The organism is Tissierella simiarum (assembly GCF_018917865.1).
Classification (GTDB): Bacteria; Bacillota; Clostridia; order Tissierellales; family Tissierellaceae; genus Tissierella_C; species Tissierella_C simiarum.
On the sequence record NZ_JAHLPM010000022.1, the window covers coordinates 13,797 to 40,358 of the forward strand.

22 protein-coding genes and 1 tRNA gene are annotated in these 26,562 nt (G+C 30.5%); 22 read left to right on the forward strand and 1 reads right to left on the reverse strand.

The features are described 5' to 3' along the window. The first annotated feature begins 4 nt into the window (after positions 1 to 4). From fabF to yihA, 18 genes are all read left to right on the forward strand, one after another. The gene (gene fabF / locus KQI42_RS18305; RefSeq protein WP_216521871.1) at positions 5 to 1,243 is read left to right on the forward strand and encodes a beta-ketoacyl-ACP synthase II; all 1,239 of its coding nucleotides are present in this window, start codon (positions 5 to 7) and stop codon (positions 1,241 to 1,243) included. A gap of 112 nt (positions 1,244 to 1,355) precedes the next feature. Further along, complete coding sequence (locus KQI42_RS18310; RefSeq protein WP_216521873.1) at positions 1,356 to 2,696, forward strand: CCA tRNA nucleotidyltransferase; 1,341 nt, start codon at positions 1,356 to 1,358, stop codon at positions 2,694 to 2,696. An 83-nt stretch (positions 2,697 to 2,779) separates the two neighbouring features. Then, positions 2,780 to 4,132, forward strand: coding sequence for a phosphoglucosamine mutase (gene glmM / locus KQI42_RS18315; protein ID WP_216521874.1), 1,353 nt, complete (start codon positions 2,780 to 2,782; stop codon positions 4,130 to 4,132). Between the two features lie 30 nt (positions 4,133 to 4,162). Next, complete coding sequence (locus tag KQI42_RS18320; protein WP_216521875.1) at positions 4,163 to 4,999, forward strand: DegV family protein; 837 nt, start codon at positions 4,163 to 4,165, stop codon at positions 4,997 to 4,999. Between the two features lie 20 nt (positions 5,000 to 5,019). Then, positions 5,020 to 6,030 carry a 2-hydroxyacid dehydrogenase gene (locus tag KQI42_RS18325; protein WP_216521876.1) on the forward strand — a complete coding sequence of 337 codons (1,011 nt, stop codon included), beginning with the start codon at positions 5,020 to 5,022 and terminating at the stop codon, positions 6,028 to 6,030. Beyond that, the gene (mnmA, locus tag KQI42_RS18330) at positions 6,030 to 7,133 is read left to right on the forward strand and encodes a tRNA 2-thiouridine(34) synthase MnmA (protein ID WP_343231724.1); all 1,104 of its coding nucleotides are present in this window, start codon (positions 6,030 to 6,032) and stop codon (positions 7,131 to 7,133) included. Before KQI42_RS18325 ends, mnmA begins: the two co-directional genes overlap by 1 nt. Before the next feature lie 482 nt (positions 7,134 to 7,615). Further along, positions 7,616 to 9,319 (forward strand): ABC transporter substrate-binding protein, encoded by a 1,704-nt coding sequence (locus tag KQI42_RS18335; protein ID WP_216521878.1) that lies wholly within the window; start codon positions 7,616 to 7,618, stop codon positions 9,317 to 9,319. Positions 9,320 to 9,452: 133 nt separating this feature from the next. Continuing rightward, a complete protein-coding gene (locus tag KQI42_RS18340; protein WP_216521879.1) occupies positions 9,453 to 10,415 on the forward strand; it encodes an ABC transporter permease in 963 nt (320 codons plus the stop codon). Between the two features lie 18 nt (positions 10,416 to 10,433). Continuing rightward, positions 10,434 to 11,360, forward strand: coding sequence for an oligopeptide ABC transporter permease (opp4C, locus tag KQI42_RS18345; RefSeq protein ID WP_216521881.1), 927 nt, complete (start codon positions 10,434 to 10,436; stop codon positions 11,358 to 11,360). A 13-nt stretch (positions 11,361 to 11,373) separates the two neighbouring features. Next, positions 11,374 to 12,351, forward strand: coding sequence for an ABC transporter ATP-binding protein (locus KQI42_RS18350; RefSeq protein WP_216521883.1), 978 nt, complete (start codon positions 11,374 to 11,376; stop codon positions 12,349 to 12,351). Beyond that, on the forward strand, positions 12,351 to 13,322 hold the full coding sequence (locus KQI42_RS18355) for an ABC transporter ATP-binding protein (RefSeq protein WP_216521885.1): 972 nt from the start codon (positions 12,351 to 12,353) through the stop codon (positions 13,320 to 13,322). Before KQI42_RS18350 ends, KQI42_RS18355 begins: the two co-directional genes overlap by 1 nt. After that, complete coding sequence (locus KQI42_RS18360; protein WP_216521886.1) at positions 13,297 to 13,521, forward strand: hypothetical protein; 225 nt, start codon at positions 13,297 to 13,299, stop codon at positions 13,519 to 13,521. The genes KQI42_RS18355 and KQI42_RS18360 overlap by 26 nt, the downstream gene beginning before the upstream one ends. 140 nt (positions 13,522 to 13,661) lie before the next feature. Beyond that, positions 13,662 to 13,745, forward strand: a tRNA-Leu gene (locus KQI42_RS18365). A gap of 236 nt (positions 13,746 to 13,981) precedes the next feature. Further along, positions 13,982 to 15,271: a trigger factor gene (gene tig / locus KQI42_RS18370; protein WP_216521887.1), complete on the forward strand. Its 1,290-nt coding sequence runs from the start codon at positions 13,982 to 13,984 to the stop codon at positions 15,269 to 15,271. Positions 15,272 to 15,293: 22 nt separating this feature from the next. After that, positions 15,294 to 15,884 carry an ATP-dependent Clp endopeptidase proteolytic subunit ClpP gene (clpP, locus tag KQI42_RS18375; protein WP_216521888.1) on the forward strand — a complete coding sequence of 197 codons (591 nt, stop codon included), beginning with the start codon at positions 15,294 to 15,296 and terminating at the stop codon, positions 15,882 to 15,884. 13 nt (positions 15,885 to 15,897) lie between these two features. Further along, the gene (gene clpX / locus KQI42_RS18380; protein ID WP_216521889.1) at positions 15,898 to 17,178 is read left to right on the forward strand and encodes an ATP-dependent Clp protease ATP-binding subunit ClpX; all 1,281 of its coding nucleotides are present in this window, start codon (positions 15,898 to 15,900) and stop codon (positions 17,176 to 17,178) included. A gap of 116 nt (positions 17,179 to 17,294) precedes the next feature. After that, positions 17,295 to 19,655, forward strand: coding sequence for an endopeptidase La (gene lon / locus KQI42_RS18385; protein WP_216521891.1), 2,361 nt, complete (start codon positions 17,295 to 17,297; stop codon positions 19,653 to 19,655). Beyond that, positions 19,642 to 20,250: a ribosome biogenesis GTP-binding protein YihA/YsxC gene (gene yihA, locus KQI42_RS18390; RefSeq protein WP_216521893.1), complete on the forward strand. Its 609-nt coding sequence runs from the start codon at positions 19,642 to 19,644 to the stop codon at positions 20,248 to 20,250. Before lon ends, yihA begins: the two co-directional genes overlap by 14 nt. A gap of 22 nt (positions 20,251 to 20,272) precedes the next feature. On the opposite strand, the gene rd is transcribed toward yihA, so the two are convergent. Next, entirely contained in the window at positions 20,273 to 20,431 is a 159-nt protein-coding gene (gene rd, locus KQI42_RS18395) for a rubredoxin (RefSeq protein WP_216521895.1), read from the reverse strand. 194 nt (positions 20,432 to 20,625) lie between these two features. Here rd and KQI42_RS18400 point away from each other — a divergent pair, with 194 nt between their 5' ends. From KQI42_RS18400 to cls, 4 genes are all read left to right on the forward strand, one after another. Beyond that, positions 20,626 to 21,015, forward strand: coding sequence for an ATP-binding protein (locus KQI42_RS18400; protein ID WP_216521896.1), 390 nt, complete (start codon positions 20,626 to 20,628; stop codon positions 21,013 to 21,015). A gap of 11 nt (positions 21,016 to 21,026) precedes the next feature. Further along, positions 21,027 to 23,111 carry a YcdB/YcdC domain-containing protein gene (locus tag KQI42_RS18405; RefSeq protein ID WP_216521897.1) on the forward strand — a complete coding sequence of 695 codons (2,085 nt, stop codon included), beginning with the start codon at positions 21,027 to 21,029 and terminating at the stop codon, positions 23,109 to 23,111. Between the two features lie 123 nt (positions 23,112 to 23,234). Continuing rightward, the gene (typA, locus tag KQI42_RS18410) at positions 23,235 to 25,061 is read left to right on the forward strand and encodes a translational GTPase TypA (RefSeq protein ID WP_216521898.1); all 1,827 of its coding nucleotides are present in this window, start codon (positions 23,235 to 23,237) and stop codon (positions 25,059 to 25,061) included. Between the two features lie 27 nt (positions 25,062 to 25,088). Continuing rightward, positions 25,089 to 26,549, forward strand: coding sequence for a cardiolipin synthase (gene cls / locus KQI42_RS18415; protein ID WP_246566738.1), 1,461 nt, complete (start codon positions 25,089 to 25,091; stop codon positions 26,547 to 26,549). Positions 26,550 to 26,562: the final 13 nt, after the last annotated feature.

Below are 26,562 nucleotides of genomic sequence, written 5' to 3' on the forward strand. Positions count from 1 at the left end.
ACAATTGAAGAGGGTTGTAATAACTGGATTAGGTGCCATAACACCTATTGGAATAGGAAAAACAAATTATTGGAATTCCCTTCTGCAGGGAAAATCAGGTATTGGTTATATTAATCGTTTTGATACAGAAAACTATGAAGTAAAAATAGGAGCTGAAATCAAAGGTTTCAATCCATCAGATTTTATAGATAAAAGAGAAGCAAAAAGAATGGATAGATTTACTCAATATGCTGTAGCGGCTGCTAAGTTGGCGTTAGAAGACGGCTCAGTACCATTAAATAATTTAGATGTGGAGAAAGCAGGAGTTATTATAGGTTCTGGTATAGGAGGCATGGAAACCTTAGAGGAAGAACATAGTAAGTTAATAGAAAAAGGTCCGAGAAGAGTAAGTCCCTTTTTTATACCTATGATGATTTCAAATATGGCATCAGGCCAAATATCTATGATTTTTGGATTTAAAGGACCCACCATGGCTATATCTACAGCTTGTGCTTCAGGAACTCATGCTATAGGAGAAGCCTTTAAAATGATAAAGGAAGGCAAAATGGATATGATGATTGCTGGAGGAAGTGAAGCTACTATAACACCTATTTCATTAGCAGGTTTTTGTTCAATGAAAGCTCTTTCAACAAGAAATGATGATCCAATAAAAGCAAGTCGACCTTTTGATAGGGAAAGAGATGGATTTGTAATGGGAGAAGGAGCTGGTGTATTAATTTTAGAAGAATTAACTCATGCATTAAATCGGGGAGCAAATATATATGGAGAAATTGTTGGATATGGAGCTACATCAGATGCCTATCATATAACTCAGCCAGAACCTAATGGAAATGGGGCTAAAGATGCAATGAAATTAGCTTTGGAAGAAGGTAAAATACATTATAGTAAAGTAGACTATATAAATGCTCATGGTACAAGTACCTACTATAATGATAAGCTAGAAACTTTAGCCATAAAAAATTTATTTAAAGACCATGCTTATAACTTAAATATTAGTTCAACAAAATCTATGACAGGGCATTTATTAGGAGCTGCTGGTGGAATAGAGGCTATAGCTACTATATTAGCAATAAAAGAGGGTGTAATTCCTCCTACTATTAACTATGAAAATCCTGATCCTGAATGTGATTTAAACTATACACCAAATATAGCTATAAACAAAGATATAACTTATGCATTATCCAATTCTCTTGGATTTGGAGGACATAATGGTTCTATACTATTTAAGAAATATTTAGACTAAACATAGGCTTTGAAGGAATTCCTTCAAAGCCTTTTAATATATTGTATAAACTTGTTTGTCCTATACAAATACTATGTTATACTAAAATAATAAAGATATATGGAGTGATGATATGGCATATAATATTCCATCTTATGTAGAAACAATTATTAACTCACTAGAGAAAACTGGATATAATGCCTTCCTAGTAGGAGGAAGTATAAGAGATATTATTATTGGGAAAAAGCCTTCTGATTATGACATATCCACAGATGCTAAGCCTGACGAAATAAAGGAGGTTTTTAAAGAATTTAAAACCATAGAAGTAGGAAAAAAATTTGGAACTATAATTGTAGTACAAGAGGAAGGAGCAGTAGAAGTCACTACTTTTAGAAGAGAAGGAGAATATAAGGATGGAAGAAGACCAGAATTTGTATCTTTTTCCAAAGATATAAAAGAAGACTTAAATCGTAGAGATTTTACCATAAATGCTATGGCTTATAATGAAAAAACTGGAGTAATAGATCCTTTTGGTGGAAAAGGTAACTTAGAAAATAAAATTATTAAGACTGTAGGAAATCCTGAAAATAGATTTAGGGAAGACTATTTAAGGATAATTAGAGCTGTAAGATTTGCAGCCCAACTAAATTTTGATATAGATGAGGAGACTTATTTAGCTTGTAATAAATATAAAGATTTTCTATTAAATATTAGTATTGAAAGAGTTAGGGATGAACTTTTTAAAATTCTCCTATGTGAAAAACCTTCTAATGGAATAGAATTATTAAAAGACTTAGGAATATTAAAAATATTCTTACCTGAAATTATTCCAGCCATTGATTTTAATCAGCATAATCCCCATCATGATAAAGATGTTTATAATCATATTCTTTGTGTATTAGATAATACACCACCAGTTTTGCAAGTCAGAATAGGAGCTTTGTTTCATGACATAGGTAAACCTCACACCCTAACTATTGATAATGAAGGTGTAGGACATTTCTACGGTCATGATAAAGTAGGAGCAGAAATTGTATCAGAAGTTCTTCGAAGATGGAAATGTTCAAATGAATTAATAGAAAAGGTTTCAACTTTAGTGAGAGAACATATGACACAGCATGCCAATTACAAGGAAAAGGGCTTGAAAAAACTTATTGCCAGAGTAGGAGAAGATGAAATATTTAATCTTTTAGCCTTACAGAAGGCAGATAGAAGCTGCTCTAATGAAAAAGCAGATATTAGCTCTTTATTAGAGAGAGAAAACAAAATAAAGGATATATTATATAATAAGGAAGCTTATAATATAAATCAATTGGATTTGGATGGTAGAGATATTTTAGAGTTAGGGTATAAGGAAGGTAAGATAATAGGAGAGATTTTAGACTATTTATTAGAACAAGTTATGGAAAAGCCAGATTTAAATAAAAAAGATTTATTAATTAAAAATACTTTGAAGAAGTTCCCATTGAAATAAGATAAAAATGAAATAATTATTTGTGGATTAACCTTCAATATGCTATTATTAAGTTGTTAAACTTTGAAGTAGGAGGTTAGAAGATGGGAAGACTTTTTGGAACTGATGGAATAAGAGGAATTGCAAATAGAGACTTAACACCAGAGTTAGCTTTTCAGGTGGGAAGGGCTGGAGCTTATGTATTATCTAAAGGAAATAAAGGAAAAATTATTGTTGGAAAAGATACAAGAATATCAGGTGATATGCTTGAAGCAGCATTAACAGCTGGTATTTGCTCAATGGGAATAGATGTTGTAACTGTAGGTGTTGTTCCTACTCCTGCAGTAGCATATTTGACTAGAAAGTACGAAGGATTAGCAGGTGTAGTTATTTCTGCTTCTCATAATCCGGTTGAATATAATGGAATAAAATTTTTTAATAATGAAGGATTAAAACTATTAGATGAAATAGAAGAAGAGATTGAAGAAATTATTTTAAATAATAAAGAAATGGCTACTAGACCTATAAAAGGAGAAGTAGGTAAAGTTATTGTAGAACCAAAAGGTAGTAGAGATTATATAGATTATTTAAAGTCTACAGTTAATATTGATTTATCTGGCATAAAAATAGCTATGGATTGTGGTAATGGAGCATTATATAAAATAGCTCCTGAACTAATAAAAGAACTTAAAGGTGAACTAATAGTAATAAATAATGAGCCTAATGGAATCAATATAAATGTAGAATGTGGTTCTACAAATCCAGATATGATTCAAAAATTGGTTTTAGAAGAAAAAGCTGATATAGGGATATCTTTTGATGGTGATGGAGATAGAATTATTGCTGTTGATGATAAAGGGGATCTTCTTGATGGAGACCATATTTTAGCTATTTGTGGCACTCAATTAAATAAGGAAGGAAGATTGAGAAATAATACTATAGTGGGAACTATTATGACAAATATGGGACTAGATACATATTTAAAAAATAACGGTATGAATATAGTCAAAACTACTGTAGGAGATAGATATGTATTAGAAGAAATGGTTAAGAATGACTATGTATTGGGAGGAGAACAATCAGGTCATATTATATTTTTAGAATACAATACTACTGGTGACGGATTGGCTACAGGACTTCATTTATTAGAAGTTATGAAAGAGACAGGAAAGAGAATGTCAGAATTAAATAGTTTAATGACCAATTTTCCTCAAGTCTTAGTTAATGCTAAGGTTAAAGATGAACTAAAACATAAGTATATGGAAAATGAAGAAATAAAATCAGAAATTGAAAAGATAGAAGAAATGTTTCATGGGGAAGGTAGAGTGGTTATAAGACCATCGGGAACAGAGCCTTTAGTTAGAGTTATGATTGAAGCTAAAAATGGAGATAAGATTGAAGAAATAGCTTCTAATTTAGCTAAATATATTGAAGATAGAATAGGTATCAATTGTTAGGCAGTTAAAGAATATTATTGAGGTGATAAAATGGATTTCCGAATAGTTGCAGATAGTAGTTGTGATTTAAATGATGATTTAAGAAAGAAGGTTGATATCGGTATAGTTCCACTAAAGCTTGATGTTGATGATAAAACCTTTGTAGATGATAGCAAATTGAATGTTAAAGATTTATTAACTGCCATGAAAAACAGCTTAAATCCTATAAAAACATCTAGTCCCTCTCCTGGAGATTTTATTACTGAGTATGAAAAGGCAAAGAATGTTTTTGTAGTTACTTTATCTTCAGCTTTAAGTAGTACTTATAGTAATGCTATTTTAGCTAAAAATATAGTTCTAGAGCAAAACAGTAATAAATTTATACATGTATTTGACTCTTTAAGTGCAAGTATAGGTGAAACTTTAATTAGTTTGAAGATATTTGATATGATTCAAAAAAGTTATAGTAAATTTGATATAGTAGAAAAAGTTGAACAATATATTAAAGAAATGAAAACTTATTTTGTTCTTGAATCTTTAGACAATTTAATTAAAGCAGGCAGGATAAGTAAGGTTAAAGGACTTTTAGCCAATGCACTGTCTATAAAGCCTATTATGGGCTCTGATGGGGAAGGGGCTATTAAGTTAGTTGAAAAGGTAAGAGGAAGTAAAAGGGCTTATAAAAAACTGGTAGATGTAATAGGAGAGGAAGAGCAAAAATTTGAAGATAAAATACTAGGCATAGCACATTGTAATGCTTTAGGAAAAGCGGAAGAACTAAAAAGAGATATTGAAGATAAATACAATTTTAAAGAAATAATTATTGTAGAAATGGCAGGGCTTAGTACGGTTTATGCTAATGATGGAGGAATAGTAATTGCTTTTTAAGTAATTAAAGGAGGAGACAAATGAAAAAGATAAAGATTCTTTTAACTAGAGCATTATCTCCTGTAGAAATTGACTATATAAATAAAAATTTAGATGAAAATTATATATTAATATTACCTGAGAAATATACAGAGGAAGAATTATTAAAATATGTTGAAGATGTAGATATTTTGTTAGGAGATACTATTACAAAATCTATATTAGATAAGGGGACAAAAGTTAAATTAATTCAAGTTCCTTGGGCAGGAGTAGAAAGATTAGATTTTGATGTTCTTTCTAATTATAATATTCCAGTATGTAATTCTCACTCTAATGCTTTATGTGTAGCTGAATATGGTGTAGGATTATTATTAAGTATTGCTAAGAAGATTCCTTACCATGATAAATTATTAAGAGAAGGAAGTTGGAATAGGAACTATAATAAAGAAAATAATAGTGGGGTATCGCCTTATTCCTCTTATATAACTAACAAGACCATAGGATTTATTGGCTATGGAAATATTGCAAAAAATATGGCTAAGCTAATGAAAGGTTTTAATTGTAAATATATGGCTATAGTTAGTAATAAAGAAAGGCAGTATGAAGAGCTAGATTTTGTCGGTGATATAGAGAATTTAGATTATGTTTTGTCTAATTCAGATTATATTGTAGTAGCAGCAGCATTAACTAAGGAAACAAGGGGAATGTTAAATATAAATAACTTAACTAAGATGAAGAAAACTGGGTATATAATAAATATATCCAGAGGTAAAATAATAGATGAGGAAAGTTTATATTATGTATTAGAAAATAAATTAATTGCAGGTGCAGCTATAGATACCTGGTATAACTATCCAATGGATTCTAAGGAAGTGACTTATCCTTCTAAAAAATTTGATTTTCACAAGCTAGACAATATTATAATATCTCCTCATAGAGCGGCTCAAATAATTGGTGAAGTCCCATATTTAGATGATGCAATTTATAACATCAATGAATTTAGTAAAAATAAAAATTATATAAATAAACTGAATTTAGATAAAGGATATTAATAACAGATAGATTAGGTGATTTTATGAAGAAAAAAGTAGTACTTGGTATGAGTGGAGGGGTAGATAGTTCTGTAGCTGCCTATGTTTTACAGCAAGAAGGATATGAAGTCATAGGGGTTACTATGAGTGTTATTCCTCACGATGAAAGGTTTGATGAAAGAGAAGGTGGATGTTGCTCTATTTCTTCTGTATACGATGCAAAGAAAGTAGCAGAAGATTTAGGCATACCTCATTATGTAATGAATTTTCGTGAAGTTTTTGAAAGGAAAGTAATAGATTATTTTGTAGATGAATACCTAGAAGGTAGAACTCCCAATCCTTGTGTAGCTTGTAATAAGTTTATTAAATTTGATGAATTTTTAAAGAAAGCTTATGGGCTTGGAGCTGACTATGTGGCTACAGGGCATTATGCAACTATTGAAAAAGATACAGCTTCAGGAAGATATTTAATGAAAAGATCAGTAGATGTTAAAAAAGATCAAACTTATTTCCTATATGGTATGACTCAGTATCAATTAGAACATACTTTAATGCCTTTAGGAAGTTATACTAAGGATAAAGTTAGAGAAATTGCAGAAAAGATTGGTTTAGAAATTCATAATAAACCAGATAGTGAAGAAATATGCTTTATCCCTGATAACGATCATGGAAGATTTATTAAAGATAGAGCAGGCGATAAGGTAAAAGAGGGGAACTTTGTAGACAAAGAAGGAAATATTTTAGGAAAACATAAAGGTATTGTCTACTATACTATAGGACAGCGTAAAGGTTTAGGGATTTCTCTAGGGAGGAAGATGTTTGTACAAAAGATAATTCCAGAACAGAACCTAGTAGTTCTAGGAGATGAAGAAGATATATTTAAAAGAAAACTTTTCGCTAATGATTTAAATATAATTCCCTATGAAAATCTGCCAGAATCTTTAGAAGTTACTGCTAAAGTGAGATATTCGATGAAAGAATCCAAAGCTATATTAAATCCTTATAATGATGGTGTTATAGTAGAATTTGAAACTTCTCAAAGAGCTATAACCAAGGGACAATCTGTAGTATTTTATAATAAAGATATAGTTATTGGCGGTGGAACAATAAAAGAAATTTATTAAACTCTCCTTATGTTTGGAGAGTTTTTTAATATATAAAACTTAATTTTAAGTAATGTAAAAAAGTTTCTATAGTAAAAATGCTTTAAATAGAAGCTTTTTTACATTATAAGAAATCGCATGAAAAATATGGAATGGTTATATTGTGAATATAAAGAAAAAAGGCTTTAATAATTTATGTATAAATAGTATAATGGAAATTAAATATTTAGATAATTTTAGACAATTTTAGACAAAAAACGATAAAATGAATATTCAGATTTATATAGAATTATTAGAATAATGATTGTAGTGGTTAATTTATGAAAATTGTGTCCAAATGATAGACACGGCTTAAGACGTTGTAAATACTTGCTTTGAACGCTAATTTCAAGTTGTTTCCAAGTCTATAGTACCACGCCAATCCATTGACATTATTTATGTGGTAATGATATAATACATTATATTAATAAATAATAAGAATTTATTAAAGGGGGAGTATTTTAATGAAAAGAAAGTTATGTCTTATTCTTTCTCTAGTATTAGTATTGACAGCTTTAATGGCTGGATGTTCAAAAAATGAACAACCAGTTGACAGTGAAGGAGAGCAAGGAGAGAAACAAGAGGATGTATCAAATGCTAACAATCCGGCTGCTAAAAGAGATAGTGCATCTGATACTCTAGTAGTTGGTATGAGTGAAACCAAAGGTGACTTTATGCCAGTCTATTCTAGTACTACTTATGATGGCTATGTTGTGGATTTAATATTTGATCGATTATATAGTAATGATAAAGAAGGTAATCCTATTCCACAATTGGCAGAAAAATGGGAAACATCAGATGATCACTTAACTTATACTTTCTACTTAAGAAAAGATGTTAAGTTTTCAGATGATACTCCTTTAACAGCTAATGATGTTGAGTTTACTTATTTATCAATGTGTGATCCAAATTATGATGGAAGATATCTATCTTATGTATCAGGATTAAAGGGATATGAAGCATATCATGATGGAGATGCTGAAAAGGTTGAAGGAATTAAGGTTATAGATGATCATACAATATCCTTTACGTTTAATGAAGCTTTATCTACTAATTTTTGGTATACTGAGATCCCAGTTATGCCAAAACACATATATAACTTTGAAAAAGGTGATATTAAAACTTTAAAAGCTAAAATGCAAAAGCCTATAGGATCAGGTCCTTATAAACTTACTAAGTATGAAGAAAAACAATATATAGAGTTTGAAGCTAATGAAAATTATTTCTTAAATGCTCCAAAGGTTCCTAAACTTATATTAAAGTTTACTACTGCTGAAACTATGATGTCAGAGTTAGAAGCAGGGACTACAGATGTTCAATTACAAGTACCTCCAAGAAGTGAACATAAAGAAATCGTTGAAAATGCAGGTTTCTTAAATATAGTTGAATTCCCTGATAATGGATATGGTTATATGGGGATAAATCATAGAGATCCAAGACTTGCTGATAAAAATGTTCGTCAAGCATTAATGTATGGATTTAATAGACAACAATTTGCTGATGTTTACTATCAAGGATATGCTACTGCATGTAACGTTCCAATATCAACTGTATCATGGGCGTATACAGAAGATATAAATAAATACGAATACAATCCTGAAAAGGCTATTGAGTTATTAGAAGCATCTGGCTGGAAACCAGGAGCAGATGGAATTAGAGAAAAAGATGGTAAGAGATTAGATTTTGTATGGGATACTTATACAGAAAGTAAATACGTTGAAGCTTTAATTCCAATGTTAAAGGCTGACTGGGAAAAAATAGGTGTTAAAGTTGAAGCAAACTTAATGGATTTTAATGCTCTTGTGGAAAAAGTATATGAAAAAAGAGAATTTGATATGTATAATATGGCGTGGGATTTAAGTATTGACCCAGATGCATATGATTTATTCCATACTAGTGTAGATGTTCCATCAGGAAATAACGCTCCAGGATTTAGAAATGAAGAAAATGATAGGTTGTTAGAAGAGGGAAGAAGAGAATTCGACCAAGATAAGCGTGCTGAAATCTATAAAGAATGGGGTAAATTAGTAAATGATGAACTTCCTTACTTGTTCTTAACATCTAATTTACATTGGGATGTTGTAAATAATAGAGTTAAAAACTTTAATACATCACCGTTCCAAAAATTCAATAATAGAGAAGTGTTACTAGATATTGAATTACAATAATAGTAGCCTTAAAAAAAGTATATTATAGTAGAATTGATTATTAATATGTCACATAAACCCGGTTTTTCCGGGTTTATGTTGTATTAATGTGAACTTTATAGCATTAAATCAGTAATAGTTAAGGAGGGAAATCATGCTAAAGTATATAGTTAGGAGGATACTACACCTTATTCCAGTTATAATAGTAATTTCAGTTCTTATATTTGGAATAATACAATTAGCACCTGGAGATCCTGTAGGGGCAAATCTTGATCCAAAAGCTACAGCAGAACAAAGACAAGCAGAAAGAGAAAGGCTAGGCTTAAATGATCCTATTCATATTCAATATCTTAAATGGGCAGGTAGGAGTATAAAAGGAGATTTTGGTGATTCATATATATATAAAAGACCTGTAAAAGATGTAATACCTAAATTTATGTGGAATAGTTTTTTATTAAATATTGTAGTTTATTTATTTGCTTTTGCTATTTCTATACCGATAGGTATAATTTGTGCGACGAAACAATACTCTAAAGTAGATAATTTCTGGACCGTATTTTCAATAATTGGTATTTCTATGCCATCGTTCTTTTTTGGTTTATTATTGATATATTTCTTTTCAATCAAATTTAAAATTTTCCCTATTAATGGTATGGTGACACCTGGAAAAAATGCTATTGGTTTTGCTAGGGTAAAAGATATATTATATCACATGGTATTACCAGCAATAGTATTAACTATTGGAAGTATGGCTAGTTTAGTTAGATATACTAGAACAAGTACTTTGGAAGTAATCAATCAAGATTATATACGTACTGCTAGATCCAAAGGACTAGAAGAAAAAGTAGTAATATATAAACATGCTTTTAGAAATGCTCTAATTCCTATTGTAACCATTGTTGGATTCCAAATACCTGGACTTTTCTCAGGAGCAGTTATTCTAGAGAAGGTATTTATATGGCCGGGGATAGGAAATATTATGATGGATTCTATAACTATGAGGGACTACAATTTAATGATGGCACTTAATATGTTTTTTGCATTACTAACCTTACTTGGTAATCTATTTGCAGATATAGGTTACGCTCTTGTAGACCCAAGAATAAAAGTAGAATAGTGGAAGGAGGGCAAAAAAATGACTGAAAAAAGTAAAGAAATCAAACAAAAGAAAGTTAATAATACAGAAGAACAACAAGATATATTGACTCCTTGGAAATTAGTTAGAAGAAAGTTTAATAAAAATAAGATTGCCAAAGTTGGACTTGCAATATTTATAGTACTAGTTTTAGCTGCTCTCTTGGCACCCTATTTAACTCCTTATGATCCCTATGAAATGGACTTTACAAAGACAAATCAAAAACCTTCTAAACAACATTTATTAGGCACTGATGAATTAGGTAGAGATTATTTAACTAGAATTTTATATGGCGGAAGGGTTTCTATGAAAGTCGGTTTGTTTGCTGTTATAATAGAAATCATTGTAGGAGCACTTGTAGGAGGCGTAGCAGGCTTCTATGGTGGATGGATAGATAATGCTTTAATGAGACTAGTAGAAGTATTTATGTCTTTTCCATTTTTGCCTTTAGCTATTACTGTATCGGCAGTTGTTGGTGTCAGAGTTCCACCAGAGCAAAAAATGTATATAGTAATGCTTATAATTGGGCTATTAAGCTGGCCTGGTCTTGCTAGAATGGTAAGAGGACAAATATTATCCTTAAGAGAACAAGAATTTGTTCTAGCAGCTAAAGCTTTAGGAATAAGAGATAGTAAAATTATATGGAGACATTTAATACCAAATACTGTTGGATATATAATAGTAAGTGCTACTTTAGGTATGGCAGGAGCTATAATGAGTGAAGCGGCACTATCCTTCCTTGGTTTAGGAGTAACACCACCAGTACCTACTTGGGGTAACCTTGTTCAAAATGCAAGGGATATATATGTATTGAAGAACAGAATATGGTTATGGTTGCCACCAGGAATATGTATATTCTTAGCAGTTATGAGTATCAATTTATTCGGTGATGGACTTCGTGATGCTATAGACCCTAAATCAAGATAAAGGAGGATAGAAAATGGAGAAATTATTGGAAGTAAAAGGTTTGAAAACTTATTTTTATACAGATGATGGAGTTGTAAAAGCAGTAGATGGAGTAGACTTTACAGTTGAGCCTGGGAAAACTATAGGTATAGTAGGAGAGTCGGGTTGCGGAAAAAGTATCACTGCTATGTCTATCCTTCGGCTAATACCTAATCCACCTGGAAAGATTGTGGATGGGGAAATCTTATTTAATGGTAAGGATTTAACTAAAGTTTCTGATAAAGAAATGAGAAGCATTAGAGGTAATGATATATCTATGATATTTCAAGAACCAATGACGTCTTTAAATCCTGTATTTACAATAGGATTTCAAATTGCAGAAGTTTTAATGCTTCATCAAAAAATGTCAGAAGAAGAAGGCAGAAATAGGGCTATAGAAATGCTTAAATTAGTAGGTATACCTAGAGCTGAAAAAATAGTAGATGAATATCCTCACCAACTATCTGGAGGAATGAGACAAAGGGTAATGATTGCTATGGCTTTAGCTTGTCAGCCAAAGCTTTTGATAGCTGATGAACCTACTACAGCTTTAGATGTTACTATACAAGCTCAAATACTAGAAATAATGAATGATTTAAAGAATAAATTGAATACTTCCATAATGCTTATTACCCATGATCTAGGAGTAATTGCAGAAATGGCAGACCATGTTATAGTAATGTATGCAGGAAAAGTTGTAGAAGATGCACCTATTATAGAACTGTTTGAAAATCCTAGACATCCTTATACAATTGGTTTAATGGGTTCTATTCCTTCTTTAGTTGAAGAGGGAAAAAGGTTGGAGACTATACCTGGCTCTGTACCTAATCCATTGTATCTTCCAAAGGGATGCTATTTTAATCCTCGATGTAAATTTGCTACTGAAGAGTGTAAGAAAAGTCAGCCTGAATTAAGAGAAATTGGGACTAGACATAAGGTAGCATGCTTTAGAGCCGAGGAGGTGACTAGGTAATGAGTGAAAAAATACTAGAAGTTAATAATCTTAAAAAATATTTTCCTATATATCAAGGAGCTTTAAGAAAAAAAGTTGGAGATGTAAAAGCTGTAGATGGTGTTTCGCTTTTTATAAGAGAAGGAGAAACTTTAGGTATAGTAGGAGAATCTGGTTGTGGAAAGTCTACATTGGGAAGAACCTTGCTTAGACTATATGAAGCTACAGATGGTGAAGTATCATATAAGGGTAAAGACGTTCTCAATGCACCTAAGGATGAAATGAAAGCTCTAAGAAGGGAAATGCAAATAGTATTTCAAGATCCATATAGTTCACTGAACCCAAGAATGACAGTATCTTCTATAGTAGGGGAATCTTTAATAGAACATGGTCTATATAAGAAAGGGAAAGAATTAGATGAATATGTTGTAGAAGTTATTACAAAATGTGGACTAGCAAATTATCATATAAATAGATATCCTCATGAGTTTTCTGGTGGACAAAGACAACGTATAGGCATAGCGAGAGCTTTAGCTTTAAATCCATCTTTTATAGTAGCTGATGAGCCTGTATCAGCGTTAGACGTATCCATACAATCACAGATAATAAATCTATTAACAGATTTACAACATGATTTAGGGATTTCTTATATGTTTATATCCCATGATTTAGGGGTAGTTAGATATATAAGCCATAGGGTAGGAGTAATGTATCTTGGATCAATGGTAGAGTTGGCAAGTAAAAATGCTTTATTTGATAGTCCAAAGCATCCATATACTCAAGCTTTACTTTCAGCAATACCTAAACCAGATCCAAGAACTAAAAGAAATAGAATCCTTCTAGAAGGAGATATTCCAAGTCCTGCTAATCCACCATCAGGATGTAAGTTCCACACTCGTTGTATGTATGCGAAAGATATTTGTAAAGAGCAAGTCCCTGAGTTTAGAGATTTAGGAGGAGAACATTTTGTGGCGTGCCACTTTGCCGAATAAAAAAACTATTGGTGAGCATGAAAGAGAAATAAAACATGAAGTAGATAGAAAACATGAAGAAGACTCCTATGAATTTACTAGGAAGGATATACTTGCAATGATTATTGCAGCATATCAGATAATAATGCCCCTTGTACTTTTAGGAGGAGTATTATTTGGTTTGTTTACATTCTTGTTTTTAAAATTTTTCTTAAAATAAAATTTATTTAATCTATAAAGAGTTGCATAAAATGCAGCTCTTTATATTTTTAAATATTAGAAAAAATATTTAAAAATATTATTGACAAGAAATTTCAGAGTGCTATAATTAAATAGTAAGGAAATTACTCCTTAATTTATGCGGGAGTGGCGGAACTGGCAGACGCGCTAGACTTAGGATCTAGTGTCATTGACGTGGGGGTTCAAGTCCTCTCTCCCGCACCAGCATTAGACCAGTGGTTGTAACCATTGGTTTTTTTCATATGTTTTTTTAAAAAAATGTATTTTTCCATATTGAGGCAAAATTGACTAGATCAAACTATAATTATCTCTTATAATCTTCGTTCTACATACATTTTTACACAAATAATTGGATATTAATATTTGTTATGATATAATTTTATGATATAATAAATTAGCTTTAAAGTGGATAACTATATTGTTTAAGGAGGAAGTAATTAATGAATGTTGTTTTAGAAAAAAAAGAGAACAATAAGGCTACCTTTAATATTGAAGTTACTGAAGAAAACTTTGAAAAAGCCGTTCAAAAAGCATACTTAAAAAACAGAGGTAGATTTAATATTCCAGGATTTAGAAAGGGAAAAGTTCCTAGAAAAATAATCGAAATGAATTATGGCGAAGGAATATTCTATGAAGAAGCTTTAAATATAATTTTACCAGAAGCTTATGATAAAGCTATTGCGGATTTAAATCTTGAACCAGTTGATTCTCCAGAAGTAGATATTGAACAACTTGAAAAAGGAAAACCTGTAATGATAAAGGTTGAAGTTGTTATAAAACCAGAAGTAAACCTTGGAGATTATAAAAGTATAGAAATCGAAAAAATAGAGTATAATGTTACAGATGAAATTTTAGATAATGAATTGAAATCTATTCAAGAAATGAATGCAAGAATAATTGAAGCGGGAGATAGAGAAATTAAAGATGGAGATATTTTAACCATTGATTTTGAAGGATATGTAGATGGAGAACAATTCGAAGGAGGAACTGCTGAAAATCAACAATTAGAAATTGGATCCAATACATTTATTCCAGGATTTGAAGAACAACTAATAGGTAAAAGAAAGGGAGAAACTGTAGAAGTTAATGTTAAGTTCCCAGAAGATTACTTTGAAGAAAAACTAAAAAATAAAGATGCTGTATTTAAAGTAACTATTCATGAAGTAAAGGAAAAAGAATTACCTATATTAGATGATGAGTTTGCTAAAGACGTAAGTGATTTTGATACTTTAGATGAATATAAGGAAAGCATTAAAGAAAGACTAGAAAAAGATTTTAAAAATAAAGAAAAAATTGAAAAAGAAAATAAAATAATAGAAAAGACAATGGAAATATCAGAAGTTGATATACCAGAAGTTATGATAGACACTCAAGTTGAAAATGAAATTAGAGAATTTGATTATAGATTAAAAATGCAAGGTTTAAATTTAGATCAATATTTAACATTAACTAGTACTACTATGGATGATTTAAAAGATCAATTAAGACCAGTAGCTGAAAAAAGAGTTAAAGGTGATTTAGTACTAGATGCTATTGGAAAGGCTGAAAATTTAGTAGTAACAGAGGAAGATGTTGATGCAGAATTAGAAAAAATGGCTAAAGAGTATCAACAAGAAGATGTTAAAAGGTTTATAAGCGATATGAAAAGAGGAGATTTAGGATACCTTAAAACGGGTATAATGAGAGATAAGACTATAGAACTTCTTATGGTAAATGCCAAAATTAATTAAGCTTTGTTAGGAGGGGTAAGATATGGCTTTAGTACCTGTTGTTGTAGAACAGACTAGTAGAGGAGAAAGGTCTTACGATATCTACTCTATGTTATTAAAAGAAAGAATTATATTTCTAGGAGATGAAATTAATGATGTAACTGCAAATTTAGTAGTTGCTCAATTACTATTCTTAGAATCTGAGGATCCAGATAAAGATATACAACTTTATATAAACAGCCCAGGTGGATCTGTTAGTGCAGGATTTGCAATATATGATACTATGCAGTATATTAAACCTGATGTATCTACTACTTGTATGGGTATGGCTGCTAGTATGGGTGCTTTTTTACTTGCGGCAGGAGCAAAAGGCAAAAGATTTTCATTACCTAATGCTGATATTATGATCCATCAGCCTTTAGGTGGAGCTAGGGGTCAAGCTGAAGATATTAGAATTCATGCAGAAAAGATTATTCAAACTAGAGAGCTTATAAATAAAATATTAAGCGAAAGAACAGGTCAACCATTAGAAAAGATTTCAAGGGATACTGACAGAGATTTCTTTATGACAGCTGATGAAGCCCAAAAATATGGTATAATAGATGGAATAGTAAAATCCAAGAAAATAATTTAAGTGAGGTGTCACCATGGCTAAGTATGATGACAAACAGCTTCGCTGCTCTTTTTGTGGAAAGCCACAAGACCAAGTTAGGAGGCTTATTGCGGGTCCTAATGTATATATATGTAATGAATGTATAGAACTGTGTCAAGAGATTATTGATGAAGAGTTCATAGAAAGTTATGATTATGATATGCAGGAGTTACCAAAACCATCTAATATTAAAGATACTTTAGATGAATATGTTATAAAACAAGAAAGGGCAAAGAGAGCGTTAGCTGTAGCCGTATATAATCATTATAAAAGAATAAATAAAAAACCAACAAAAAATAGCGATATTGAATTGCAAAAAAGTAATATAGTAATGATAGGACCTACTGGGTCTGGTAAAACACTACTAGCTCAAACTTTAGCAAAGATATTAAATGTTCCTTTTGCTATAGCTGATGCTACGTCATTAACAGAAGCAGGTTATGTTGGAGAAGATGTAGAAAATATTATTTTGAAATTAATCCAAGCAGCTGATTATGATATAGAGAGAGCAGAAAAAGGTATAGTATATATAGATGAAATCGATAAAATAGCAAGAAAAACAGAAAATCCATCTATTACGAGAGATGTAAGTGGTGAAGGTGTTCAACAAGCACTTTTGAAAATTCTTGAAGGAACTATTGCTAATGTTCCTCCTCAAGGAGGAAGAAAACATCCACATCAAGAGTTTATTCAAGTAGACACCACTAATATATTATTCATCGTTGGTGGAGCATTTGATGGTGTAGATAAATTGATTCAAAATCGTATAGGTAAAAAAACTATGGGATTTGGAGCTGAAATTAGAAGCCAAGAAAAAGCAAAAATTGGTGAATTATTAAAAGAAATTCAGCCAGAGGATTTGCTAAAGTATGGCTTGATTCCAGAGTTTGTAGGTAGATTGCCTGTAATAGTAACTTTAGAAGAATTAGACGAAGAAACTCTTGTTAAAATTCTTACAGAGCCTAAAAATGCTCTTGTAAAACAATACAAAGAGTTATTTGCAATGGATGAAGTTGATTTAGAATTTGAAGAAGAAGCACTTCGTTTAATAGCTAAAAAGGCTATTGAAAGAAAAACAGGTGCTAGAGGTTTAAGAAGCATAATAGAAGAAACACTGCTAGATATAATGTATGAAATTCCTTCTAGGGATGATATAGAAAAATGTGTTATAACCAAAGAAACAATAGAAAACAAGGGAGAGCCTACTTTAGTACTTTCTGATAGAAAAAAGAAAAGTAGGTCAAAGAAAACAGACAATAAAGAATCTGCATCTTAAAAGGCTCACAATTGTGAGCTTTTTCTTTATCTTTATTTAAATAAAAATATTTGGTAATATAGAATATAGTTATTAAAAAAGAAATTTAAAAACCTTTTATATAGGGAGGGATTAACATGAAAGAAATTCCATATGTAATTGAGAAAAAAACCCTGCCGTTTATACCTTTAAGGGGAATATCTATTTTTCCTCATATGGTTATCCATTTTGACGTTGGAAGAGAAAAATCAATTAATGCTTTAGAAAAAGCTATGGTTGAAGACTCTTATATTCTTTTATGTACTCAAAAGGATGCTAAAATAGATGAACCTAAAATAGAAGATTTTTACCATGTAGGAACTGTTGCTAAGGTAAAGCAAATGCTTAAATTACCTGGAGGAAGTATCAGAGTCTTAGTTGAAGGTATTAATAGAGGCAAAATTATAGAAGTAGTACAAGAAGAACCTCATTTTGAAGCAGAAGTTGAAGAATTAACCTATGACCCAGATTTAATTGAAAAAGATAAAGATATAGAAGCAGCTATGAGGTTGGTCATAAGTGACTTTGAAGAGTATACAACATTAAACAATAGAATTTCTTCTGATGTACTTTTAACTATATCAGATATCGAAGATCCAGGAAGATTGGCAGATGTAATAGTATCTTATATTTTTTTAAAAATAGAAGATGACCAAAGGATACTGGAGACTTTTGATTTCTATGAGAGATTAGAAGTGCTACATATTATCTTACAAGAGGAAATAGAACTATTAAGAATTGAAGATAAAATAAACCAAAGAGTTAAAAAACAGATTACCAAAGTTCAAAAAGAGTACTATTTGAAAGAACAAATGAAAGCTATACAAAAAGAATTAGGTGAAGAAGATGAAATTTTAGAAGAAGCTGAAGAATATAGAGTAAAGCTTGAAAAAATTAAGATGCCTAAGGAAGTAAAAGAAAAAGCTTTTAAGGAAGTAGACAGACTTTATAAAGTATCCCCTCATTCGGCTGAAACTGGTGTTATAAGAACCTATTTAGATTGGATAATAGATTTGCCTTGGGATAAACAAACGAAAGATAAAGTAGATATAAAAAGGGCTAGGGATATATTAAATGAGGATCATGAAGGATTGGTTGATGTTAAAGAAAGGATTCTAGAGTTCATAGCCATAAGAAAATTAGCTAATAATATGAGAGGACCTATATTATGTTTAGTTGGACCACCAGGAGTAGGGAAAACTTCTATCGCTAGATCTATTGCCAAATCATTAAATAGAAATTTTGTTAGAATGTCTTTAGGTGGTGTGAGAGATGAGGCAGAAATTAGGGGTCATAGAAGGACTTATGTTGGAGCTATGCCTGGACGTATAATTAGTTCTATTAAAAAAGCAGGTAGTAAAAACCCAGTATTCTTGTTTGACGAAATAGATAAGCTGAGTAGTGACTTTAGAGGAGATCCTGCCAGTGGATTATTAGAGGTTTTAGATCCAGAGCAAAACACCACTTTTACAGATCACTTTTTAGAAGTTCCTTTTGATTTATCAAAAGTTCTCTTTATTACAACAGCAAATACTACAGCTTCTATTCCAGGTCCATTATTAGATAGAATGGAAATAATACGTATTAGTGGATATACAGAAGAAGAGAAGTTACAAATTATAATAAATCATTTACTTCCTAAACAATTAAAAGAACATGGTTTAAAGGAAAAAAATTTAATAATATCTGAAAGTTGTCTAAGAGATATTATTAATAATTATACTAAAGAAGCTGGAGTTAGAAATTTAGAGAGAAATATTGCCAATATCTGTCGGAAAGTCGCAAAGAGAATTGTAGAAGAAAACGTTGAAACAGTTAGAATTAATAGCGGAAATTTATATAAGTATCTTGGTATAGAAAGATATCGATTAGATACATTAGTAGAAGAGAATCAAGTTGGAGTGGCTACAGGATTAGCGTGGACGGCATATGGCGGTGAAACATTGTCAGTAGAAGTTAATTCTATGAAGGGAAATGGAAAATTGCAGCTAACAGGTCAATTGGGAGACGTTATGAAAGAATCTGCTATGGCTGGTATTAGTTATGTACGTGCCAATTCAGAGATTTTAAATATAGATAGTAATTTCTATAAGGAAATGGATATTCATATCCATGTTCCAGAAGGTGCAATACCAAAAGATGGACCCTCTGCAGGAATTACTATGGCTACAGCCGTAATATCAGCTCTATCTAAGATACCAATTGATAGGGAAGTTGCTATGACGGGAGAAATAACTTTAAGAGGAAGGGTTCTTCCTGTTGGAGGAATAAAGGAAAAGGTATTAGCTGCTAATAGAATGGGAATAAAGAAAGTGTTGCTTCCAATAGAGAATAAGAAAGATTTAGAAGAAATTCCGGATAAGATAAGAAAGAAGATGGATTTTGTCCTAGTTAAAAAGATGGAAGAAGTCTTAGAACATGCATTAATTAAAAAGGATGATAAAGATGAAAATAATTAAATCTGATCTACATGCTATTGCTGTAGGACCAAAACAGTATCCTCAAGATGAGTTACCTGAAATAGCTTTTGCAGGTAGATCCAATGTAGGGAAATCTTCTTTTATCAATTCAATGTTAAACAGAGTAAATTTAGCTAGAACTAGTGGTAAACCAGGAAAAACTAGAACCATCAACTTTTATATTATAAACGATGAGTTTAGATTTGTAGATTTACCTGGATATGGATATGCTCAAGTTTCTAAAACAGAGAAAGAAAAATGGGGACATATAATAGAAGAATATTTAAAAAATAGAAAAAATCTAAAAGAAATAGCCTTAATAGTCGATATTCGACATGAGCCTACATCTCAAGATGTAATGATGTATAATTGGATAAAATCTTTTGGATACTCTGGAATTGTCATAGCTACAAAGGCAGATAAGATTTCCAAGGGTCAATGGCAGAAAAATATAAAACAAATAAGAAATAAATTAGGAGTTGAAAGTTCTAATTTAATATTACCCTATTCTTCTGAAAAAAAAATAAATGTAGAAAAAACATGGGAGATTTTTGAAGAAATTTTGGATTTAAATAAAGACCAGCAATCCCTTTAGATTGCTGGTCTTTTAAGTACTATTATTCTTTAGAAAATAAATCCTTTGTTGCCCCACAAACTGGACATACCCAATCCTCTGGTAAATCTTCAAAAGGGGTTCCTGGTGCTATCCCACTATCTGGATCTCCTTCAGCTGGATCATAAACATAGCCACATGGTTCACATACATATCTATCCATGGTAATTCTCCTTTCTTTTTTACTAATCAATCTCATTATTACCCAAAAATATTATTTATTAAACTATAAAACTAATTTTATTGTATAATATTTCATAGGAACTTGTTTAGTATAGATTAAAGGCATATTAATGTGGGTAAAATAACTATATAAAAATTATATTTTAAATATTATATTAAATGGAAGTGATGTAATTGGCTTTTAAGTATAGTGGTTCTATATGCAGCGATTTAGATAAAATCAGAGTCTTTATCGATGAAATACTAGATAAACTAAATAGTATAATAAAAGACCAAGATACAATGTTTGATTTAAAATTAATTTTAAATGAACTTGTTATAAATGGTGTATTTCATGGGAATGAGTGTAATAATAATAAGTGTGTAAGATTATATTTGGAGGTGATTGACAATATTGTTAGAATTGAAGTAGAAGACGAAGGAAAAGGTATAGACTATGATATTTCTTCATATAATTCTGCTGAATTAAAATGCTGTGGAAGAGGTCTTATTATAGTAAATGGACTTTCAGATGAATTTTATGTAAAGAAAAATAAAGTAATAGCTGTTAAGCGTATTAATTAGGGGGGTTTTTTATGAGAAAACATTTGGCTATTTTTATGGTTTCAATACTAATGTTTACAAGTTTAGTTCCAATAAATGTTTATGGAGAAAAAGGATTTGATAAAAAATTAGAGGAAGCTATTCTTAAAGTGAAAAAGGTTTTTAATATTTCTAATGAATATGATAGTTTTGATTCTTCAGTTAGTACCTACGGCAAGACGACTAATTTCTATTTAAATTGGAAGGATTCCAAAGGAAAGTTGGGAGATATTAATATAAATACTGATGAAGAAGGTAATATCACTAGTTATAATAAAAATTATTCTACTTATCAAGAACCTAAGACTAGATTAGCTAAGTTTTCTAGAGAAGAAGGATTAAAAATAGCTTTAGATTTTATCAATAAAGTAGATTCTAAAGTTGCAAAGGAAGTAAAACATAAAGACATTAAAGAACCTATGTATTCGTCAGCAATAGAATATGGATATGAATTTACTCGTTATATAAATAATATTCCTTATCCAGAAAATAATATAAGAATATACGTTAATAAGGATACAGGAGAAGTCACAAATTATTATACTAACTGGGATAGAAAATTGAATTTTCCAGATAATAAAGATATAATTTCTATTGATAAAGCCAAAGAATCATACAAAAAAGAGATAGGATTAAAGCCGATGTATAAGCAATCTTATCAAATAGACTCTAAGACTTATTATCTATCTTATTCAACCTTTATGACAACAAAGGCAATAGATGCAAAAACTGGAAAACCAATAGTAATAAGTAACTACAGACCTTTATATGATACAGCAAATATGGAAAAGGAAATGAGTCCTTCTGATGGATTGACTCCAGAAGAAAAAGGATCTATAGAAAAAATAGCAGGAATTTTAGATATTAAAGATATTGAGAAGAAAGCAAGAGAAATATTAAAGATAGATGATACTTATAAACTACAAAGTAAAAGTCTTTATTCTAATTGGAAAAGTCCAGGAGACTATATATGGTCTTTATATTTTAATAAACCTTTAGATAAAAATCAAACTCAAACAGCAGACATATCTTTAGATGGAAAAACTGGTGAATTAATTAGTTTTTACAAATATAAACCTTATAATGAAAATACAAAACCTAAAGTTAATAAGGACACTAGCTTAACCTTAGCTAAAGATTATATAAAGAAGATAAGTCCAGATAAGATAAGTAAAATAGAATACCTACCAAATGAATTTACAAAGGACAACGATTCAGCTTATCATTTTGAATTTATAAGAAAAATGGATAATGTTTATATAGAAAATGATAAGATCAGTGTAGGAGTTGATGCAGTAACTGGAGAAGTTAATTCTTATAATTTGGATTGGTACAAAGGAAAACTACCTTCTAAAGAAAATATTATTTCTCTAGACAAAGCATATGATATTTTATTTAATGATATCGGATATGAATTAATGTATGTAGCTGTTTATGATTATGAAAAACCTGAAGATGAAAATAAAGAAATTAAATTAGTTTATGCTATTAATCAAGAAAAACCTTTAAATATTAGTGCTATAAATGGGGAAATATTAGATTCTAATGGCAAGCCTTATAAAGAAACAACAATTTCAGATTATAAAGATATTGATAAAAGCTATGCAAAAGATAAAATAAAGACTTTAGCACAGTACGGAATATCTTTACCAGGTGATGAGTTTAAACCAGTGGAAAATATTAAACAAAAAGATTTCTTATATCTATTGTATAAATCCTTATCTCCTTATAAAGAAATAGAAAATAATTATGACAATCTATATAAGGATTTAATTTCCATGGGAATAGTTAGAGAAGGTGAAAAGAATCCAGAAAGAATTGTTACTAAAGAAGAAGGCGTTAAATTTATAATAAGAGTAATGGGATATGATAAGATTGCTAATACTTCTGAAATCTTTAAAGATATTTTTAAGGATGAAAAAGATATTAGCAAAGAGCTTAAAGGATATATGTCTGTAGCTTATGGACTAAAGATTATAGAAATAGACGGAACAGATACAGGAAATATTAAACCAAAATATGAATTAAAGCGTGAAGATGCTGCAACTATGATTTATAACTATATGTTTATGGAATAGTAATGGCAGGGCACAAGTCCCTGCTATTTTTATTCTTCTTCTTTGACTTTTACTAAATGTATGATAAAATTAATTTTGTTAAAGATATAAGGTAATAATTTTAAATATGAAAGGATCTGTTTTATGAATATTAAAAGAAATGATGTAAGAAATATTGCTATAATTGCTCACGTAGATCATGGAAAAACCACTCTAGTTGATAGCCTTTTAAAACAAAGTGGAGTCTTTAGAGCAAACCAAGTAGTAGAGGATAGAATTATGGACTCTAATGATATAGAAAGAGAACGAGGAATTACAATATTATCTAAAAATACCGCAGTATATTATAAGGACACTAAGATAAATATAATAGATACACCAGGTCATGCTGATTTTGGTGGAGAGGTAGAACGAGTATTAAAAATGGTAAATGGAGTAGTACTTTTAGTAGATGCCTTTGAAGGCCCTATGCCTCAAACTAAATTTGTATTAAAAAAAGCTTTTGAGCTAGAACTTCCTGTTATAGTGTGTATTAATAAAATTGATAGACCAGAGGCACGACCTAATGAAGTAATAGATGAAATATTAGATTTATTTATTGAACTTGGTGCAAGTGAAAATAATTTAGACTGTCCTTTTGTATTTACTTCATCTAAGCAAGGTACAGCAACTCTTAACATTGAAGAGAAAAAAGAAGACATGATAGATTTATTTGAAACTATAATGGAGTATATTCCAGCTCCTAAAGGAGATGAAGAAGGACCTTTACAAGTTCTTATTTCCACTATTGATTATAATGAATATGTGGGAAGAATAGGTATAGGTAAGGTTGAAAGAGGTAAGATTAACACTAATCAGGAAGCTATAATAGTAAATATAAATGAACCAGATAAAGTAGAAAAAGTAAAAATTACAAAAGTTTATGAATTTGAAGGATTAAATAGAGTAGAAGTGGAAGAAGCAAGGGTAGGAAGTCTTATAGCCGTAACAGGAGTAGAGGATATTCATATAGGTGATACAATATGTCCTGTAGATTTTCCTGAAGCTTTACCTTTTGTTAAGATATCAGAACCTACTATAGCTATGACTTTTTCTGTTAATAATAGTCCTTTTGCAGGAAGAGAGGGAAAGTTTGTTACATCAAGACAAATAAGAAATAGGCTTTTCAAAGAGCTACAAACAGATGTTAGTTTAAGAGTAGAAGAAACTGATTCCACAGATGCTTTTAAGGTGTCTGGTAGGGGCGAACTTCATTTATCTGTGCTAATAGAAACTATGAGAAGAGAAGGTTATGAATTCCAAATATCTAAGCCAGAAGTATTATATAAATATGAAAATGGTAAAAAGTTTGAACCTATAGAAAATGTAACTATTGACGTACTAAATGAATATATTGGATCAGTGATAGAAAAATTAGGGCAAAGAAAAGGAGAACTTGTAAGCATGGCTGAATCCAATGGAGGATATGCAAGGCTTATATTTTCCATACCTGCTAGAGGTCTTATAGGATATAGACAAGAGTTTATGACAGATACAAAGGGTAATGGTATATTAAACTCCGTATTTGACGGATATGCGCCTTTTAAAGGAGATATTCCAAAGAGAAAAGATGGTTCTATAATATCCTTTGAAACAGGAGAAGCCACTACCTATGGTCTCCATTCAGCTCAAGAAAGAGGAGTGCTATTTGTAGGTGCAGGGACTCCGGTTTATGAAGGAATGGTAGTAGGTTCAAATCCTAAAGGATTAGATATTGAAGTTAATGTGTGTAGAAAAAAACAGCAATCTAATGTTAGAGCATCTGGATCTGATGAAGCTTTAAGACTATCTTCACCTAGAGATATGTCCCTAGAAGAGGCTTTAGAATTTATTGAAGATGATGAACTTATAGAAGTTACTCCTATTATGTTTAGAATAAGAAAAAAAATATTAGATAGTAACAAAAGATATAAATCTAAAAAGAATAGTTAACACGTTAATAATTAAATTAAAGGTGATATGATGGAGTATATAGTAGAAGGTTATTTATGGGTATTTAAGAATATCTTATGGCTAAATATTTTGTTTGGTGTTCTATTAGTATTTTTTGAAAGAAGGAATCCAACTTCTACTTGGCTATGGTTAATGGCACTAACATTTTTACCTGGTATTGGATTTATACTCTATTTATTCATAGGTCAGGATTTAAGTAAGAAAAAAATGTTTAGATTAAAAGAAGAAGAAGATAGATGTTTTCGAAATATTGTTTTAGTTCAAGAAAAAGAAATGATGAAAGACGAATATAATTTTTCCAATCCAAATTTTATTAAACATGAAGATCTTATTAAAATGCATCTTATGAATAGCGAATCTTTTTTTTCTGAAGATAATCATGTAGATTTATATTTTTCAGGAGAAGAAAAGTTTGAAGCTTTGCTTGAAAGTATGTCTAATGCAAAAAAATATATTCATATGCAATATTATATATTTAAGAGTGATAATATAGGTATGAAAATAATAAATATGCTGACTAAAAAAGCTAGAGAAGGAGTAGAAGTAAAAGTGCTCTTTGATGGAATGGGAGGCAGAAAGCTTGCTAAAAATTGTTTTAATGATTTAAAAGCTGCAGGTGGAGAGGTTGCTGTGTTTTTCCCTCCTTTTGTTCCGTTAATTAGTTTAAGAATAAATTATAGAAATCATAGGAAGATATGTATAATAGATGGTGAAGAAGCATATGTTGGTGGATTTAATATTGGTGACGAATATTTAGGGCTATCTAAAAAATTTGGTTATTGGAGAGATACTCATATTAAAATTAGAGGTAGTGCTATAGCTGGACTTCAATGGCGATTCTTTTTAGATTGGAGATTTGCTACTAATAAAGATACAGGAAATTGTGATGTATATTTATCAGAAAATAAATATACGGGACATATGGGAATTCAGATTGTAAGTAGTGGTCCAGATTCTAAATGGCCTAGCATTAAAGATGGATATTTAAAGATGATAAGCAATGCTAAAGAGAAGGTATATATTCAAACACCTTATTTTATACCAGATGATAGTATTTTTGAAGCATTAAAATTAGCAGGATTGTCAGGACTAGATGTAAGAGTTATGATTCCATGCAAACCGGACCATCCTTTTGTTTACTGGGCAAGTATGAGTTATATCGGAGAGCTTTTACTAGCAGGAGTTAAGTTTTATACTTATGAACGAGGATTTTTGCACAGTAAGGTTGTTTTAATGGATGATTTTGTTTCATCTGTAGGAACAGCGAATTTAGATATTAGAAGTTTTAAATTAAATTTTGAAGTTAATGCATTTATTTATGATGAAAATATTAATTTAGGTATGACAGAACAATTTATAGAGGATTTAAATTACTGTAAAGAAATAACTATAGAAGAATACAATAAAAGATCAAAAATTGTAAAAATAAAAGAATCCTTTTCAAGACTCCTTTCTCCTATTTTATAACATAAAAAAACTG